This window comes from Roseovarius roseus, assembly GCF_043355935.2.
Classification (GTDB): Bacteria; Pseudomonadota; Alphaproteobacteria; order Rhodobacterales; family Rhodobacteraceae; genus Roseovarius; species Roseovarius roseus.
On sequence record NZ_JBHFPE020000010.1, the window covers coordinates 31,648 to 47,440 of the forward strand.

Consider the following 15,793-nt stretch of genomic DNA (forward strand, 5'->3'; position numbering starts at 1 on the left):
TGCACTACCCCCGCATCAACGCGTAATCGGGATCATAGGGCGAGGGCGGGATGACGGTGGCATCCACCAGATCCCCGTAGAGGTCGATCTGCATGGTGCTGCCCTCGGCGCTGAGCGTGGGCTCGACAAAGGCATAGGCCAGGTTCATGTCTACCCGGTGGCCCCAATCGCCCGAGGTCACGGTGCCGACGACCTTGCCGCCTTGCATCACGGACGCGCCGCCATGCGCGGGGGCGTGATCCGCCTCCACTTTCAGCGTCACCAGCTTCTTGCGCAGGCCCTCGGCCTTGCGCTTGAGCAGCGCCTCCTTGCCGATAAAGTCGCCCTTCTCCAGCTTGACGAAACGGTCGAGCGAGGTCTCGAACGGGTCGAACTCGGTCAGAAGGTCGGCCTTCCAGTGCAGGAAGCCTTTCTCCATGCGCATCGAGTCGACCGCGCGTGCGCCGAAGAGTATGAGCCCATGCGCCTCGCCTGCCGCGCGCAACGCGAGGTAGGCGGCATAAAGCGAGGCATTGGGCACATGGATCTCGTAGGCCAATTCGCCCGAGAAGCTGACGCCCAGCACGGTGGCAGGGGCAAAGCCGATGAAGCATTCGCGGACGCTGAGCCACGGGAAGGCCGCCTTGGACCAGTCGCCGCGCGAGCAGGCCGACAGGACATCACGCGCCTTGGGGCCAGCCAGCACGAGGATCGTCTGATCGTTGGTCAGGCTGCGGATCTGCACGTCTTCGCCGTCCTTCAGATGCGCCTGCAGCCAGTCCATATCGTGAAATTCACTCGCCGCCGCCGAGCCGTACCAGATCCGCTCGGGGCCACGGTCGCTGGCGGGCAGGTTGGCGATGGTCGCCTCGCCCTTGACCATGCCGTGATGGTTCAAAAGGTAGCCCAGACCGACGCGGCCCTCGCGCTTGGTGACGGCCCCGCAGAACATGCGGTCAAGAAAGGCGTGGCGATCCGCGCCGGTGATCTCGAACCGGTTGAAGCCATTGACCTCGCAGAGGCCGACATTCTCCTGCACATTCTTGATCTCGGCGGCGATAACGGGTGTCGCCTCGTCGAAGTTGAAGCTGAGCGTGGGGTGAAAATCGGGGGTGGGCTTGATGTAATCGACGCGCTCCCAGCCGTTGACGACGGTGAATTCCGCGCCTTCGGCGGCCATGACCGGCGTCAGCGGGGTTGTCTTGGCCGGGCGGCCCGCCGGGCGATGCTCGTGCGGGAAGTGGAAGCGGAACTCGTTCTGGTAATCCTCGATCGCCTTCAGCGCCGTCAACTCGACATTGGTGTGGCCGGTGAAACGGCGCGGATCGATGACCCATGTGTCATAGCACGCCTCGCCATGCACGATCTGCTGCGCCAGAAGCCAGCCATGCCCACCGCCTTCGCCCAGGCCCGCGCGCAGGCCGATGATGCAGAACGCGTTGCGCTTGCCGGGGATCGGGCCAACCAGCGGCGCGCCGTCGATCGTGTAGGTGATCGGGCCGTTGACCACGCGCTTGATGCCGACCTCGGCCAGCACGGGCATCCGCTCGAACGCGCCTTCCAGCACGTCCATGACGCGGTCCAGATCGTCGGGGCAGAGATCGTTGGAGAAGCCCGGGCTGATCCCGTCCATGCCCCAGGTGCGGCAATCCTGCTCGTAAAAGCCCACCAGCAGGCCGTTCTTTTCCTGGCGCGAATAGTAGTCCGAGATTGGGCAGCGCAAGAGCGGCATCCGGTGGCCCGCCTCGACGATGGCGGGGATATCCTCGGTCACGAAATACTGGTGCTCCATCGACGCGACCGGGTGATGCACGCCCATCATGGCGCCCACCTCGTTCACGCGATAGCCGCAGGCGTTGACGACGATATCGGCGTCAATCGTCCCCTTGTCGGTCTCGACGGTCCAGGTGTCGTCGGCTTTCTGAGTCAGGCCGGTCACACTCGTCTGGCGATAGACCTCGGCCCCTGCCTTGCGCGCATGAAAGGCCAGCGCCTGACACAGCTGCGCGGGGTCGATATCGCCGTCTTCGCCATCCCAGAGACCGCCGAGAAGGTTGTCGGTCGAAATGAGGGGGTGGCGGCGGGCGCATTCCTCGGCGTCGATTACCTCGTAAGTGACGCCCATGCCGCGCGCCATCGAGGCGAAGTGGCGATAGCCCTGCATCTGCGCCTCGGTATTGGCCAGACGAATGCCGCCATCGCCGTGGTGATAACCCACGGGATAGTCCGGATCGTCGCGCAGTTTCTTGTAGAGGGCGATGGAATGGCTCTTGAGGCCAACCATGGTCTGGTTGCCGCCAAAATTCGTCACCTGCGCGGCCGAATGCCACGTGGTGCCCGAGGTCAGCTCGTCCCGCTCGATCAGGACGACGTCGGTCCAGCCTTCCTGGGTCAGATGATAGAGCGTCGAGCAACCGGCGATACCGCCGCCGATGACAACAACCTTGGTCCGCGATTTCATGAGGCGCCTCCGATAAACCTGCGCGAAGTAAGGGGTGCAAGGGTGGGGCGCCGCAATGGTCGGCTGGGTGTTTGTCAAAATATCGAAAGCTGTTTGCGATGTAATGATATTAATGCGGAAAGGTTTGCGTGGCAGGGCCAATGTGCAGATGACTCAATTTGAATAATGGTGGGGCAGGATATGACAGTGCTGCGCGGAAGACGGACCGGACGCCAGGAGCGAATGGCACTGCGCGCCGCCAGGCCCGTGCTGGACCCGTGCCCGCCCGGCCAGACCGGCGGCAGCTACAAGCCGCTGACCGACGCCGAGCTGCGGCGCATCCACGATACCGCGCTCGATCTTCTGGAAAAGCTGGGAATGGGAGAGGTGCCTGCGCGCCTGCGCGAGGACCTTCTTGCCGCCGGGGCCGTCGATAACGGCGCGGGGCGCGTCCTCTTTCCGCCCGCGCTGGTCGAGACAGCGATTGATCAGGCCGCCAAGACGTTCGTTCTGCATGGCCGTGATCCGGCCCGCTCGATCGAGGTGGTCGGCAACCGGGTCTATTTCGGCACCGGCGGCGCGGCGGTTCAAACGCTGGATATGCAGAGCGGTGTCTACCGGCCCGCGACGCTGACCGATCTGCATGATTTCACCCGGCTGCAGGACACGCTGTCCAATGTCAGCTGGTTCACCCGTTGCTGCATCGCCACCGACGTTCCGGACAATTACGATCTGGACGTGAACACCGTCTACGCGCTGCTCAAGAACACGACCAAGCCGACGGCGACCGCCTTTACCCTGGCCGAGCATGTGGAGCCGATCGTGCGGATGCTGGACATCGCCGCCGGGGGACCGGGCGAGTTTTCCAAGCGACCCTTCATGAAGGCGCATATCAGCCCCGTCATCTCGCCCATGCGTTACGGTGAGGATGCGGTGGACGTGGTCTACGAATGCATTCGCCACAACATCCCCATGTCCTGCATCACTGCAGCGCAGGCGGGAGCAACGGCGCCCGCGACGCTGGCCGGTTTCCTTGCGCAATCGCTGGCCGAGACGCTGGCCAGCCTTGTCATGGTGCATGCGATCCAGCCCGGATTTCCCATGGTCTTCTCCAACTGGCCGCTGGTCGTGGACCTGCGCACCGGCTCCTTCTCGGGCGGCAGCGGCGAGACGGCGGTGCTGAATGCCGCCTCGTCGCAGCTGTCGAACTGGCTGGGCCTGCCCTCGGGCGTCGCCTGCTCGATGACCGATGCCAAGGCGATCGACGCGCAATACGGGATGGAAAAGGGCATTACGTCAATGGCGGCGGCCCTTGCCGGGGGCAACCTGATCTATGAAAGCTCGGGCATGACCGCCTCGCTTCTGGGCGCCAGTTTCGAGGGGTTCGTGCTGGATGACGAAATGCATTCGCACACGTACCGCGCCCTGCGGGGCATCGAGGTGACGGATGAAAACCTGGGCTTTGACGCCATCTGCGACGCGGTGCTGGGCGCCGGGCATTTCCTGGGCAACGCGCATACCTATTCCGCGATGGAGCGCGATTACTTCTACCCCTCGCTCGCGGATCGAGATGAGCCGCGCACATGGGCCGCGAAGGGCGCCGAGGATGCCTGGACAAGGGCGCGCCGCAGGGCGCAGACCATCCTGCGCGATCACCAGCCCGCCTACCTGACGCCCGAGCAGGACCGCGAGATCCGCGCGCAGTTCAAGATCCTCTGAACGCGGCCCCCGTCATGTCAGCAGTTTGAAACTGTCGACCAGCCAGGGATTGCTTTGGTGGAACGGGGCGATGGCATAGTCCCGGATCAGGCTGCGCATCTTTCCATCCACCAGCTCGATCACCGATCTGGAGCAGTCCGGGGTCGAGACAAGCGCCAGCGTGCGCGCGAAATTCTTGCCCGGAAAGCGGTGCATCTTCAGCTTGGGCTGAAACCTCTTGGCCCGCGAGAAGAGCATCGGGGTGGTGATGGTCCAGCCCGCGCCGGCGGCCACCATGGCCATCAGTGTCTGGTTGTTGCTGCACTCGAACCTGTGCGGCGAGGTCACCCCCAGCCGGCGCAGCTGCGATTCGATCTGGCGCGCGATCATCAGGTTTCCCGAAAACCGCAGGAAAGGCAGTTTGGTCCGCCCCTCGACGATATCCGCAAGCGATTGCTCGTTCACCAGCGGCAGCACCACGACGAAGGGATCGCGCAGCAGGGGGCGATCCTGCAGATCGCTCAGCCGCTCGGAGGGGGCCGTCGTGATCGCCAGATCCAGCTGGCGGTTGCGCAGCATCTCGATGAGCTCGTGGCTGGAGCCGGTCTGATACATGAAATCGCAGGCCGGCATCTTGGCCGAGAGGTAGACCGCCAGCTCGGGCGTGATATCGCTGTCGAAATCCTCGATCGTGCCCAGCCTGAGGTAACTGGCCTCGGCGACGCTCCCCGCGGATGCCTCGGCCTTGGCCTTGCGAATCGAGAAGAGAGCATCGTCGATATTGCGCAAAAATGCGCGGCCCTTGGGCGTCAGCACCATGGGCCTGCGCGCGTGATTGAAAAGCTCGACCCCTAGGTTTTCCTCCAGATTGCGCAGGTGGTGCGATACGGTGCTCACTGTCAGGCCGCTTTCGAGGGAGGCGGCGTGCAGCGATCCGTTCTTGGCGCAGATCTGAAACAGCTCCAGCGACTTGAGGCTGAGATCCTTGGAGGCGGAGGGGCGGGGCATGGGGCGGTCACCGGCGAGTTGGTCGAGTCACGCCAGTTTAGTCGCAATAGATGAAACTATAAATATCAAAATGTTTGACATGATCTAAATTGATCTACCCATCTCCCAAAACGTGGAAGCGTCGCGTTTTAAACGCCTTCGCGGTCTGCAGGGCGCAATAGCAATAAAAGGGAGAAAACATGAAACGTCTTATTCTGACATCCGCCTGCGCCCTCGGCTTCGCGGCCCCCGCGATGGCCCAGGAGTGCGGCGAGGTGACCATCACCCAGATGGATTGGGCCTCGGCCAACGTGGTGACCTCGGTCGCGAAATTTCTGATGGAGCAGGGCTACGGATGTGACGTGACGACAGTGCCGTCCTCCACCCCCACGGCGCTGACCGCTGTCGCCGAAACGGGCACGCCCGACATCCTGACCGAGCTTTGGGTCAACACCGCCCCCGCCTATGCCAAGCTGGTCGAAGAAGGCAAGCTGGTGGAGCTGGCCGACGTGCTGTCCGATGGCGGCGTCGAAGGGTGGTGGGTGCCGCAATACGTGGTCGATGCCCATCCCGAGGCGGCGACGCTGGACGGCATCCTGGCCAACCCCGATCTGGTCGGCGGGCGTTTCGACAATTGCCCCGACGGCTGGGGCTGCCGGCCCGTCAATGACAACATCAACCGTGTCATCGACATGGAAGGCAAAGGTATCGAGGTGTTCAACCACGGCTCGGGCGAGACGCTCGCCACGGCCATCGCCTCGGCCTATGCCGATGAGGCGCCCTGGTTCGGCTTCTACTGGTCGCCGACCGCCATTCTGGGCAAATACCCGATGGTTCTGGTCGATATGGGCGGCTATGACGCCGACACCCACGAATGCAACAGCTCGACCGAATGCGCCGAACCGGGCATCTCGGCCTATCCGCGTGCGGCGGTCAAGACCGCTGCCACCGCCGATTTCCAGGAAAGAGAGCCGGAGATCGCCGAGCTGCTGTCCAACATGACCTTCACGAACGACCAGATGAACGGCGTGCTGGCCTGGATGGAAGAGAACAACGCCTCGGCTGAGGAAGGCGCGGTGTATTTCCTGACCAACAACAAGGATCTTTGGGCCGGTTGGCTGAACGATTCCGCGCGCGACAAGCTGTCGGCGGTTCTGCAGTAATCTGACTCCGGTATCTGGCCCGGCTGGCTCTGCCGGCTGGGCCATGACCTGATGACACGCAAGCAGGAGACTATCGTTGGCGGGCTATGATAAGGTATTCGATGGGCTGGGTTTGCGCGACTGGTGCGACGCAAATGCGTCCGAGTCGCCAATGAGCATGGCCCAGTTGCTGGCCCAGAGCGGCGATACCGACGGCTCCGGCCCGGCGTTCCCGTTCCCCTCGCTCGATGCCCTGCACGAGGCCTGCAATGCGATCCCGCAATCGCGCGACATGACCGTGAATGTCGAGCAGGGCTTTCTCGCCATCAAGGACAGCCTGAAATTCGTGCTCGACCCGTTGACGCAGCCGCTGTCCTGGATGCTGGAGGGCGCGCTTTATACCTTTACCACGACGCCGTGGTGGATTCTGATCCCGCTTCTGGTGCTGGCCGCCTGGTTTGCGACCCGCAAGGTGGGGATCACCGTTTTCGTCGCCATCGTCTTTCTCTTTTTCGGTCTGATCGACCATCTCGACGTCGCGCTTCAGACCTTGTCGATCATCTTTGTCTGTACCGGGCTCAGCGTGCTTCTGGGCGTGCCAATCGGCATTCTGATGTCGCGCTCGGACGGGGCGCAGCGGGTGATGCTGCCCATTCTCGACATGCTGCAGACGCTGCCCAGCTTCGTCTATCTCATCCCCCTGATCTTCCTCTTCTCGGTGACCGAGCCAAAGCTCTACGGTATCGCGATCATCCTCTATGCGATCGTGCCGGTGATCCGGCTGACCGATCTGGGGATCCGGCTGGTGGACCGCGACGTGATCGAGGCCGCCGACGCCTTCGGCATGACGGACCGGCAAAAGCTCTACGGTGTGCAATTGCCACTGGCGCTGCCCAATATCATGGCGGGCGTGAACCAGACCATCATGATGAGCCTTGCGATGGTCGTCATCGCTTCGCTGGTCTCGGCGCCGGGTCTGGGCGTGCTGGTGCTGCGCGGTATCCGCAACCTCGAGCTTGGGGTGGGCCTGGTGGCCGGCTTCGGCATCGTCCTTCTGGCGGTGGTGCTGGACCGCTGCTCCAAGGCCGCGCTGCAACGTATTGACCCCACCCATGAATCGGAGTGATGAGACCATGAACGCTCCGATGATCCGCATCCGCAACCTCTACAAGATCTTCGGCACGGCGCCCAAGCGCGTCCTGCCTATGGTGCGCGACGACGGTATGGGCAAGCCCGAGCTTCTGGAAGAGCACAAGCATGTTCTGGGCCTGCAGGATATCGACATCGACATGCAGGCGGGCGAGATCACGGTGATCATGGGCCTCTCGGGCTCGGGCAAGTCCACGCTGATCCGCCACCTGAACCGCCTGATCGAGCCGACCGCCGGTGAGATCCTGCTGAACGGCAAGGACGTGACCGGCCTCGACAAGGCGGCCCTACGCAACATGCGCCGCAAATCCATGTCGATGGTGTTTCAGAAATTCGCCCTGCTGCCGCACAGGACGGTGCTGGAGAACGCGGCGACGGCCCTCAAGATCCGGGGCGTGGGCCGCAAGACCCGCGAGGACGAGGCACGCAAATGGCTCGACCGGGTGGGGCTGTCGGGGTTCGAGAACCGCTATCCGCGCCAGCTCTCGGGCGGGATGCAGCAGCGGGTGGGCATCGCCCGCGCGCTGACTGCCAATACCGAGATCATGTTGCTGGACGAGGCGTTCTCGGCGCTTGATCCGCTGATCCGCACGGACATGCAGGACCTTCTGATCGAACTGCAAAGAGAGCTGCACAAGACCATCGTCTTCATCACCCACGATCTGGACGAGGCGCTGAAACTGGCCGATCACCTGGTGATCCTCAAGGACGGCGCCGTCATTCAGCAGGGCGGGCCGCAGGAGATCGTGATGAACCCGGCCGACCCCTATATCGAAGCCTTCGTCGGCGATATCAATCGCGCCCGCGTCCTGCGCGCCGGCACCATCGCCTCTGAGGGCGAGCCGGATGGCGTGGTGGTCGGCGAAGTCGATTGGAACGATACGCTGGAGACGGTCATCAAATCCGCGCAAGGCCGCGCGAATGCGACGATCATGGTTCTCAAGGACGGGCAGTCCATCGGCAAGATCGAGATGCCCGAGCTTCTGTCCGCTCTCATTCCCTACAGTGTCTCCGAGAGAGAGGCCTCGGACGGCGCCGCCTTGGGCTGAGAACGGCGCCCCGCATTACCAGCTTGATCTTGAGACGTTTTCCCGACACCATCCGCGGCTATGCCGCGTTTCTTTCTCAAGACCTGCCTTCACGTTCTGGCGCTCACGATTGTCCTTTTGGGCATCATCGCGCCCCTGTCCGCGCAGGAGGAAGACGGCTCCTGGTACGAGATCAGTGCCTCGGCACTGGAGACGGAGCCGAAGAGCCCCGATATCCAGCGCCGCACCCCGCGCGAGACGGTGCGCAACTTCATGGCCCTGACCGGGGACGAGCGGTATTCGGACGCCGCGCAGTACCTGAACCTCGCTGACCTGCCCGAAGGCAGCCGGGCGGAGGATGGCGCGGAACTGGCGCGCCAGCTTGCCCTGGTGATCGAGCGCCAGCTTTGGATCGATTGGGCCGGCCTGTCGGCGCGGCCTGACGCGATGCTTGAGACCGGAACGTCCAACAACGCGCTTGCTGGCAAGCCGCGCCGCGATATCGGGCTGAAGATGGTTGAGCTGAAGGGGCAGGCCTATGAAATCCGTCTTGGCCGCTACAAGGCGCCCGAGATGGACGCCGTCTGGCTGTTCACGCCCCAGACCGTTCAGAACATCCCGGTGCTCTATGATGCGTTTGGCCCGCGTCATTTTGAGCGCTACATCCCGGACCGCCTGACGGTGCAGCTTGGCGGGTTGCGCCTGTGGGAATGGTTGCTTCTGCCGGTCATGCTGGCAGCGCTATTCGGTTTGGGCTGGCTCGTCAGCCGGATCGTCGGCTGGGCGGCGGCCAAGATAAACCGGCCCCTGATCCGGCAGGCGCTGAACCGCTCGCGCGTGCCGCTGGGCTTTGTGGCTGTTGCCCTGGCGGCGCAATTCATGCTGAAGATTGGCGTCTCCTTCTCCGGCCCGGCGACAACCATCCTGCGGCCCTTCCTGCTGATCGTCATGGTGTCCGGGTTGGGCGTTACCGCGCTTAAGATCGTCGATGCGGTGCTGGATCGCGTTACCCGCGGCGTAATCGGCGATATCGATGACACACGCAGCCTGGACGAGCGCGAGCTCTATACCTCGATCTACGCGATCCGCCGCATCATCGTGCTGCTCATGGTCGGGATCGCGGTGATCGTTGTGCTGGCACGGCTCAACCTGTTTGAATCGCTCGGCATGTCGCTGCTGGCCTCGGCGGGCGTTCTGACGGTGCTGCTGGGCATCGCCGGGCAGGCGGTGTTGGGCAATATCATGGCGTCGCTGCAAATCGCCCTCGCCAAGCCCATCCGCATCGGCGACAGCATCCTCTTCGAGGGCAACTGGGCCTATGTCGAGAGCATTTTCTACACCTTCCTGCGCCTGCGCACCTGGGACGAGCGGCGGATCATCGTGCCGGTCAAGTATTTCGTCTCGCAGCCTTTCGAGAACTGGTCGGTGACGGACGCACGCATCCTCAAGACGATCACGATCTTTTTGGATCATCGCGCCGACATGGATGTGCTGCGAGAGATCTTCTTTGACTTGGCCAAGAACGACGACGGGGTGATCGAGCATGATCACCTTTTCGCGGCCGTCACCGGGCATAGCGAGGCAGGGCAGGAATTGTCGTTCTACGCCATGTCCCCCGATCCCTCGACCGGGTGGGAGACCGCGATGCGCCTGCGGGAAAACCTGCTCAAGCGCATCCGCGAAGACTATCCCGATTGGTGGCCGCAAGACCGGCTGGAGTTGCAGCGCAAGTGAAGCGCCGCCACCGCGCGGCACTCCTGCCGATCTGATTTCGGAACCTGACGGCATCTGCCGGGTTAAGCCAGCGTCGCCCTACGCGCGGCACCGCGCCTGCTGCTTGGCCGCAGGCATGACCGGACCCAGCAGGATGGCACCATGAAAACCGAACTCAAGATCAACGGCATCTCCCATGACCTCGACGCAGATACGCGCACCACGCTGCTTGATGCGCTGCGCAATCATCTGGGCCTCACCGGCTCGAAAAAGGGGTGCGACCACGGCCAATGCGGGGCCTGCACCGTCATCGTCAACGGACGCCGCATCAATAGCTGCCTAACTCTCGCCTGCATGCATGACGGGGATGAGATCACCACGATCGAAGGCTTGGGCACGCCGGATGGCATGTCCGATATGCAAGACGCCTTCGTGCGCCATGACGGCTACCAATGCGGCTATTGCACCCCCGGCCAGATCTGCTCGGCCACGGCGATGCTGGAGGAGATCAAGGCCGGCTGGCCGAGCAACGTCTCGGAGGATCTGGACGCGCAGGTGCGCCTGACCGCCGAGGAGATATCGGAACGGATGAGCGGCAATATCTGCCGCTGCGCCGCCTATCCCAACATCGTCGCCGCCATTGCCGAGATCGCCGGAGAAAAAACATGAAGCCTTTCGACTATGACCGCGCCACCGACACCGCGGGCGCCTCAAAGGCGGCTGCGCAGGGTGCCACGATCATCGCGGGCGGCACCAACCTGCTGGACCTGATGAAGCTGGAGGTGATGGCGCCGGACCGGCTGATCGACATCAACCGGCTGGACCTGAAGCAAGTGACGCAGACGGACGCGGGCGGGCTGCGCATCGGCGCGCTGGTCACAAACAGCGATCTTGCCGCGCATGCGGATGTGCGCCGTGACTATGCCGTCCTGTCGCGCGCCTTGCTGGCCGGTGCCTCGGGGCAGCTCCGCAACAAGGCGACAACGGGCGGAAACCTCTGCCAGCGGACACGCTGCTATTATTTCTACGATACCGACATGCCCTGCAACAAGCGCGAGCCGGGCTCGGGCTGTCAGGCGATGGAGGGGTTTAACCGCATCCACGCCATCCTCGGCGCCAGCCCGTCCTGCATTGCCACGCATCCCAGCGACATGGCCGTCGCCATGCGCGCGCTGGGCGCCGAGGTCGAGATCGAGGGGCAGGGCGGCGCTGTGCGCACCGTGCCGTTGCAGGATTTCTATCGCCTGCCGGGGGACCGGCCTGACAAGGACAACACTCTGGAGCCAGGCGATCTGATCACCGCGGTGATCCTGCCCGCGCCCATGAGTGGCGCGCGGCATGCTTACCGCAAGGTGCGCGACCGGGCCTCCTACGCCTTCGCGCTCGTCACAGTGGCGGCGGTCGCGCAGATGGAGGGCGGCCGGATCACCGATATCGCGCTCAGCTTCGGCGGCGTGGCGCACATGCCTTGGCGCGACGGCGCGGTCGAGAACGTGCTGCGGGGCGAGGTCGCGTCGGACGCGCTTTTTGCCGAGGCTGCGGATGTTCTCCTGAAGGACGCCAAGGGCCATGGTGGCAATGATTTCAAGATCCCCCTTACACGCAGGACGCTGAAGGCGGTTCTGCGCGAAGTATGCGCTGCGGGAGAGACAGCATGAACAAGACAGTCACGATGGACGCACCGGCAACCAAGCGGCGGCTGGACGATATGGTGCAGGGTCTGGTCGGCAAGCCGCTTGACCGGCCCGACGGCCCGCGCAAGGTGACCGGCACCGCGACCTATGCGCATGAATGGAACCTTGCCGGCACCGCCTATGGCGTTTTCGTCGGCGCGCCGTTTCCGCGGGGCACGATCACGTCCTTCGAGACCGGCCCGGTCGAGGAAATGGCGGGCGTGTTGGGCGTCATTACCGATGAGCGCCTGCTGCGGAATCCGGCGCAGGGCACCGCGAACGAGGCGCCCGTGCAGGGGCCACGCGATGTGCACTATATGGGTCAGCCCGTTGCGCTGGTCGTCGCCGAGACGTTCGAGGCCGCTCGGCATGGCGCGCAGAACCTCAAGATGACATGGGATGCGGCCGAGGGCGTATTCGACCCCGCAGAGGCCGAGACCGAAGAGGGCGAGGACTTCTCGCAGGGCGATCTGGAGGCCGCGATGCAATCGGCCCATGCCAGCGTCGATGCCACCTATACCACCCCTTGCCATAACAGTGCGGCGATGGAGCCGCATTGCTCGGCCGCGTGTTGGAGCGGCGACGATCTGACGCTCTATGGCAGCTACCAGATGCTGAACTTCAACGTGAACGAGTTGGCCGATGCGCTGGGCATTGATGTCAGCCACGTCCACATGCGCTCGCCCTATGTCGGGGGCGGGTTCGGCTCGAAACTGGGCCTTGCGCCCGAAGCGGTCGGTGCGGCCATCGCAGCCAAGGAACTGGGCCGGCCCGTGGTCGTCGCCCTGACCCGGCCGCAGGTTTTTGAGGCAACGATGCGCCGGTCCGAGACCACGCAGCGGCTGCGTCTTGCCGCCGATGCGGATGGCAAGCTGACCGGCCTCGGGCACGAGGCGCGCGTATCGAACCTTGAGGGCGAGGCGTTTTCCGAGCCTGTCACCCAGTCGACCCATTTCCTGTATGCCGCCGAGAACCGCAAGCTGGCCATCGACATTGCGCGATTGAGCCGAACCTGCGCTGGATCGGTCCGCGCCCCCGGCGAGGCTGTCGGCATGCCCACGCTGGAGAACGCGATGGACGAGATGGCTGAGAAGCTGGGTATGGACCCGGTCGATCTGCGCAAGCGCAACCTGCCCGAGCGGCATCCCGAGAAGGATATCCCATATTCCTCGCGCAAATATGCAGAGGCGATGGATGCGGGCGCCAAGGCCTTTGGCTGGGACAAACGAAACCGCACGCCCGGCGGGCTGCGCGAGGGCGAATGGCTGATCGGGCATGGCATGGCCGGGGCCAGCCGGGTCAACATGATCGGCGATGCCTCGGCGCGGGTGACCCTGTCGCTGGGCGAGGACGGCCTGGCCCATGCCACGGTCGAGACGGACATGACCGATATCGGCACCGGCACCTACGCCATCCTCAGCCAGGTCGCGGGCGAAATGCTGGGCCTGCCGATGTCGCAGGTGACGGCCAATCTGGGCGACTCGCAGCATCCCAAGGGCTCGGGCTCGGGCGGCTCCTGGGGGGCATCCTCGGTCGGCTCGGCCGTGTTTCTGGCCTGCGAAGCTGTTCGTGCCGAAATCTGCAAGACGCTGGGCGTGCGAGACGCCGATCTCGATATCCGCGATGGCGAAGCGGTCGCAGGGAATGTGCGCCGCGACCTGACCGAGATCCTGTCCGATGGCGCGTTGTCCGCCGAGGGCACCGTCAAGCCGGGCGAGGCGGGTAGCGATGTCAGTCAGGCCTCTTATGGCGCCTATTTCTGCGAGGTTGCCGTCAATGCCGTGACCGGCGAGACGCGCGTGCGCCGCATGACAGGGGCCTTCGGCGCGGGCCGCATCCTGAACGAGAAGACCGCCACGTCGCAATGCTATGGCGGCATGGTCTGGGGCATCGGAATGGCCTTAACCGAGGAGATGGTTCACGATCCGCGCGACGGCCATATCGTCAATCACGATCTGGCCGAATACCACCTGCCGGTTAATCTGGACGTGCCGCAGTTGGACGTGATCCTGCTGGACGAGCGTGATGACTGGGCCTGCCCGATCCAGTCCAAGGGGATCGGCGAGCTGGGCTTTTGCGGTGCTGCCGGCGCAGTTTTGAATGCGATTTACAATGCCACCGGCATGCGGGTGCGCGATTATCCGGCAACGCTCGACAAGGTGCTGGACGGGCTGCCCGATCTTGGCTGAGCGCGTGCAAGCCTCGGCCAACGCACATGTGAGCGCGGCGCGCTGGACAGGGGCGAGCCGCCCGCGCATCGTCCTTTTATGATCACGCGCCGCACAATTTGCCTTGCCGCCACGGCGCTTGCCCTGCCGGGAATCGTTCGCGCTCAAGGCAGCGATCTGGACGCGGCTGTCGAGGCGCTTCCTCAGCTTCACTCGCTGCAGGTGCGGCGCGGAGGCGAGACTCTCTTTGCCAAGGCGCCGCGCGGGTCCGGACTGGACAGTCTTGCCAACATCAAATCCTGCTCGAAAAGCATTGTCGCCCTCCTGCTGGGGGCCGCGATCGCGCGGGGCGATGTGCCGGGAGTCGAGGCGACGCTGGGCAATCTGGCCCCCGGTATTCTGCCGCACGGTGCGACACCCGGCGCGGCAGATATCACGATGAAGGATCTGGTGAGCCTGCGCGCCGGGCTTGAGCGCACGTCAGGGCCGAATTACGGCGCATGGGTCAGCTCGTCCAACTGGCTGGCGGATGCGCTGAGCCGCCCGATGGTGGCCGAGCCGGGCGGCAGGATGCTCTATTCCACCGGCACGACCCATATTCTGGGGGCCGCATTGGCCGAGGCGACGGGACAGAGCCTGCTTGCGCAGGCCCGCAGCCGTCTGGGCGATCCGATGGGCATTGAAATCCCCGCCTGGACGCGCGATCCGCAGGGCTATTACCTCGGTGGCAACGAAATGGCGCTGCGGCCGACCGCCATGCTGGACATCGCGGTCATGCTGCGCGATGGGGGCCGCTTTGCGGGCGAGCAGGTCATCCCGCGCTCGTGGATCGAGGCGTCGCTCCAGCCCCGGACGCGCTCGCCCTGGTCGGGGCTGTCCTATGGCTATGGCTGGTTCCTGACGCCATCGGGCTACGCCCTCGCGCGCGGCTATGGCGGCCAGATCATCGCGGCGCACCGCGGCAAGAACCTGGCCGTCGCCATCACGTCGGACCCGGCGCAGCCCGCCCGCTCCGAAGGGTATTTCGGCGAGCTGATGCGCCTGCTAAATGGCCCGATTCTGACGGCAGCCTAGCGGCGATCAGACGCTGTAGCTGGGCAATATCTGGAATGCGTCGCGCAGCGCATCGCCCCATCCGGTCGAAATGGTCTGGTAGATGGCATCATCTGCCTTGATGCGCTTGGTCCGCTCAAGGCTGAAGGAGTCGGTCTCGTAGACCTGCAGATCGAAGGGCAATCCGACCGAGAGGTTCGCCTTGACCGTGGAATCGAACGAGATCAGCAGCAGCTTGATAGCATCGGCGAAATCCATCTCGCGGTCATAGACCCGCACGAGAATGGGCTTGCCATACTTTGTCTCGCCAATCTGGAAGAACGGCGTGTCGTCGCTGATCTCGATGAAATTGCCTTCGGGGTAGATCAGGAAGATCGTCGGCTTGCCGCCCTTGATCTGGCCGCCCAGGATGATCGACGCACTGAACTGGTCGTTCGACATCTGATCGGGTCCCGACACGCCTTTGATGACCTCGCGCAGCGTCTCGCCAACCAGACGCGCGACCTGGAACATCGTGGGCTGGCGCAGGATGCTGGGATCGCGGTCCTCTTCCGAAACGGACCGCTCTTCGAGCAGGCTGATTAGCGATTGCGTCGTCGCGAGGTTGCCGGCGGTCATGATCGTGATGGCTCGCTCGCCGGGCACCTGCCACGAGAACATTTTCTTGCTGACGGCGAAATTGTCGACGCCCGCGCTTGTGCGCGTGTCTGACATGAACACCAGCCCCCGGTCGATCCGCATACCCACGCAATACGTCATGTCA

Annotated in this window: 12 protein-coding genes; 9 read left to right on the forward strand and 3 right to left on the reverse strand. The window is 64.0% G+C overall.

All coding sequences use genetic code 11. The features are described 5' to 3' along the window. Positions 1-4 precede the first annotated feature (4 nt). Entirely contained in the window at positions 5-2,440 is a 2,436-nt protein-coding gene (locus ACEWPL_RS14180) for a GcvT family protein (RefSeq protein WP_393932085.1), read from the reverse strand. A gap of 180 nt (positions 2,441-2,620) precedes the next feature. Here ACEWPL_RS14180 and ACEWPL_RS14185 point away from each other — a divergent pair, with 180 nt between their 5' ends. Beyond that, a complete protein-coding gene (locus ACEWPL_RS14185) occupies positions 2,621-4,138 on the forward strand; it encodes a trimethylamine methyltransferase family protein (RefSeq protein WP_393932083.1) in 1,518 nt (505 codons plus the stop codon). 12 nt (positions 4,139-4,150) lie between these two features. Here ACEWPL_RS14185 and ACEWPL_RS14190 read toward each other — a convergent pair whose 3' ends face one another. Further along, the gene (locus tag ACEWPL_RS14190) at positions 4,151-5,125 is read right to left on the reverse strand and encodes a LysR family transcriptional regulator (RefSeq protein ID WP_393932081.1); all 975 of its coding nucleotides are present in this window, start codon (positions 5,123-5,125) and stop codon (positions 4,151-4,153) included. Between the two features lie 179 nt (positions 5,126-5,304). Here ACEWPL_RS14190 and ACEWPL_RS14195 point away from each other — a divergent pair, with 179 nt between their 5' ends. The 8 genes from ACEWPL_RS14195 to ACEWPL_RS14230 all read left to right on the forward strand — a co-directional run bounded on the left by ACEWPL_RS14195 (position 5,305) and on the right by ACEWPL_RS14230 (position 15,051). Continuing rightward, positions 5,305-6,267, forward strand: coding sequence for an ABC transporter substrate-binding protein (locus ACEWPL_RS14195; RefSeq protein ID WP_393932079.1), 963 nt, complete (start codon positions 5,305-5,307; stop codon positions 6,265-6,267). 76 nt (positions 6,268-6,343) lie between these two features. Then, positions 6,344-7,372 carry an ABC transporter permease gene (locus ACEWPL_RS14200; protein ID WP_393932077.1) on the forward strand — a complete coding sequence of 343 codons (1,029 nt, stop codon included), beginning with the start codon at positions 6,344-6,346 and terminating at the stop codon, positions 7,370-7,372. A 7-nt stretch (positions 7,373-7,379) separates the two neighbouring features. Then, positions 7,380-8,444 carry a quaternary amine ABC transporter ATP-binding protein gene (locus ACEWPL_RS14205; protein WP_393932074.1) on the forward strand — a complete coding sequence of 355 codons (1,065 nt, stop codon included), beginning with the start codon at positions 7,380-7,382 and terminating at the stop codon, positions 8,442-8,444. Between the two features lie 60 nt (positions 8,445-8,504). After that, positions 8,505-10,157, forward strand: a complete 1,653-nt coding sequence (locus ACEWPL_RS14210) for a mechanosensitive ion channel family protein (protein ID WP_393932072.1) — start codon at positions 8,505-8,507, stop codon at positions 10,155-10,157. Between the two features lie 141 nt (positions 10,158-10,298). Then, on the forward strand, positions 10,299-10,805 hold the full coding sequence (locus tag ACEWPL_RS14215; RefSeq protein ID WP_393932070.1) for a 2Fe-2S iron-sulfur cluster-binding protein: 507 nt from the start codon (positions 10,299-10,301) through the stop codon (positions 10,803-10,805). Next, positions 10,802-11,794, forward strand: coding sequence for an FAD binding domain-containing protein (locus ACEWPL_RS14220; RefSeq protein ID WP_393932068.1), 993 nt, complete (start codon positions 10,802-10,804; stop codon positions 11,792-11,794). Before ACEWPL_RS14215 ends, ACEWPL_RS14220 begins: the two co-directional genes overlap by 4 nt. Further along, positions 11,791-13,998, forward strand: a complete 2,208-nt coding sequence (locus ACEWPL_RS14225; protein ID WP_393932066.1) for a xanthine dehydrogenase family protein molybdopterin-binding subunit — start codon at positions 11,791-11,793, stop codon at positions 13,996-13,998. Before ACEWPL_RS14220 ends, ACEWPL_RS14225 begins: the two co-directional genes overlap by 4 nt. A gap of 78 nt (positions 13,999-14,076) precedes the next feature. Further along, positions 14,077-15,051 (forward strand): serine hydrolase domain-containing protein, encoded by a 975-nt coding sequence (locus tag ACEWPL_RS14230; protein ID WP_393932064.1) that lies wholly within the window; start codon positions 14,077-14,079, stop codon positions 15,049-15,051. A gap of 6 nt (positions 15,052-15,057) precedes the next feature. Here ACEWPL_RS14230 and ACEWPL_RS14235 read toward each other — a convergent pair whose 3' ends face one another. Next, positions 15,058-15,789, reverse strand: a complete 732-nt coding sequence (locus tag ACEWPL_RS14235; protein ID WP_393932062.1) for a proteasome-type protease — start codon at positions 15,787-15,789, stop codon at positions 15,058-15,060. Between the last annotated feature and the right edge of the window lie 4 nt (positions 15,790-15,793).

Coding starts and splice junctions, on each gene's coding strand:
- ACEWPL_RS14180 (WP_393932085.1), bottom strand. CDS start 2,440: ATGAAATCGCGGACCAAGGTTGTTGTCATCGGCGGCGGTATCGCCGGT.
- ACEWPL_RS14185 (WP_393932083.1), top strand. CDS start 2,621: ATGACAGTGCTGCGCGGAAGACGGACCGGACGCCAGGAGCGAATGGCA.
- ACEWPL_RS14190 (WP_393932081.1), bottom strand. CDS start 5,125: ATGCCCCGCCCCTCCGCCTCCAAGGATCTCAGCCTCAAGTCGCTGGAG.
- ACEWPL_RS14195 (WP_393932079.1), top strand. CDS start 5,305: ATGAAACGTCTTATTCTGACATCCGCCTGCGCCCTCGGCTTCGCGGCC.
- ACEWPL_RS14205 (WP_393932074.1), top strand. CDS start 7,380: ATGAACGCTCCGATGATCCGCATCCGCAACCTCTACAAGATCTTCGGC.
- ACEWPL_RS14210 (WP_393932072.1), top strand. CDS start 8,505: ATGCCGCGTTTCTTTCTCAAGACCTGCCTTCACGTTCTGGCGCTCACG.
- ACEWPL_RS14215 (WP_393932070.1), top strand. CDS start 10,299: ATGAAAACCGAACTCAAGATCAACGGCATCTCCCATGACCTCGACGCA.
- ACEWPL_RS14220 (WP_393932068.1), top strand. CDS start 10,802: ATGAAGCCTTTCGACTATGACCGCGCCACCGACACCGCGGGCGCCTCA.
- ACEWPL_RS14225 (WP_393932066.1), top strand. CDS start 11,791: ATGAACAAGACAGTCACGATGGACGCACCGGCAACCAAGCGGCGGCTG.
- ACEWPL_RS14230 (WP_393932064.1), top strand. CDS start 14,077: ATGATCACGCGCCGCACAATTTGCCTTGCCGCCACGGCGCTTGCCCTG.
- ACEWPL_RS14235 (WP_393932062.1), bottom strand. CDS start 15,789: ATGACGTATTGCGTGGGTATGCGGATCGACCGGGGGCTGGTGTTCATG.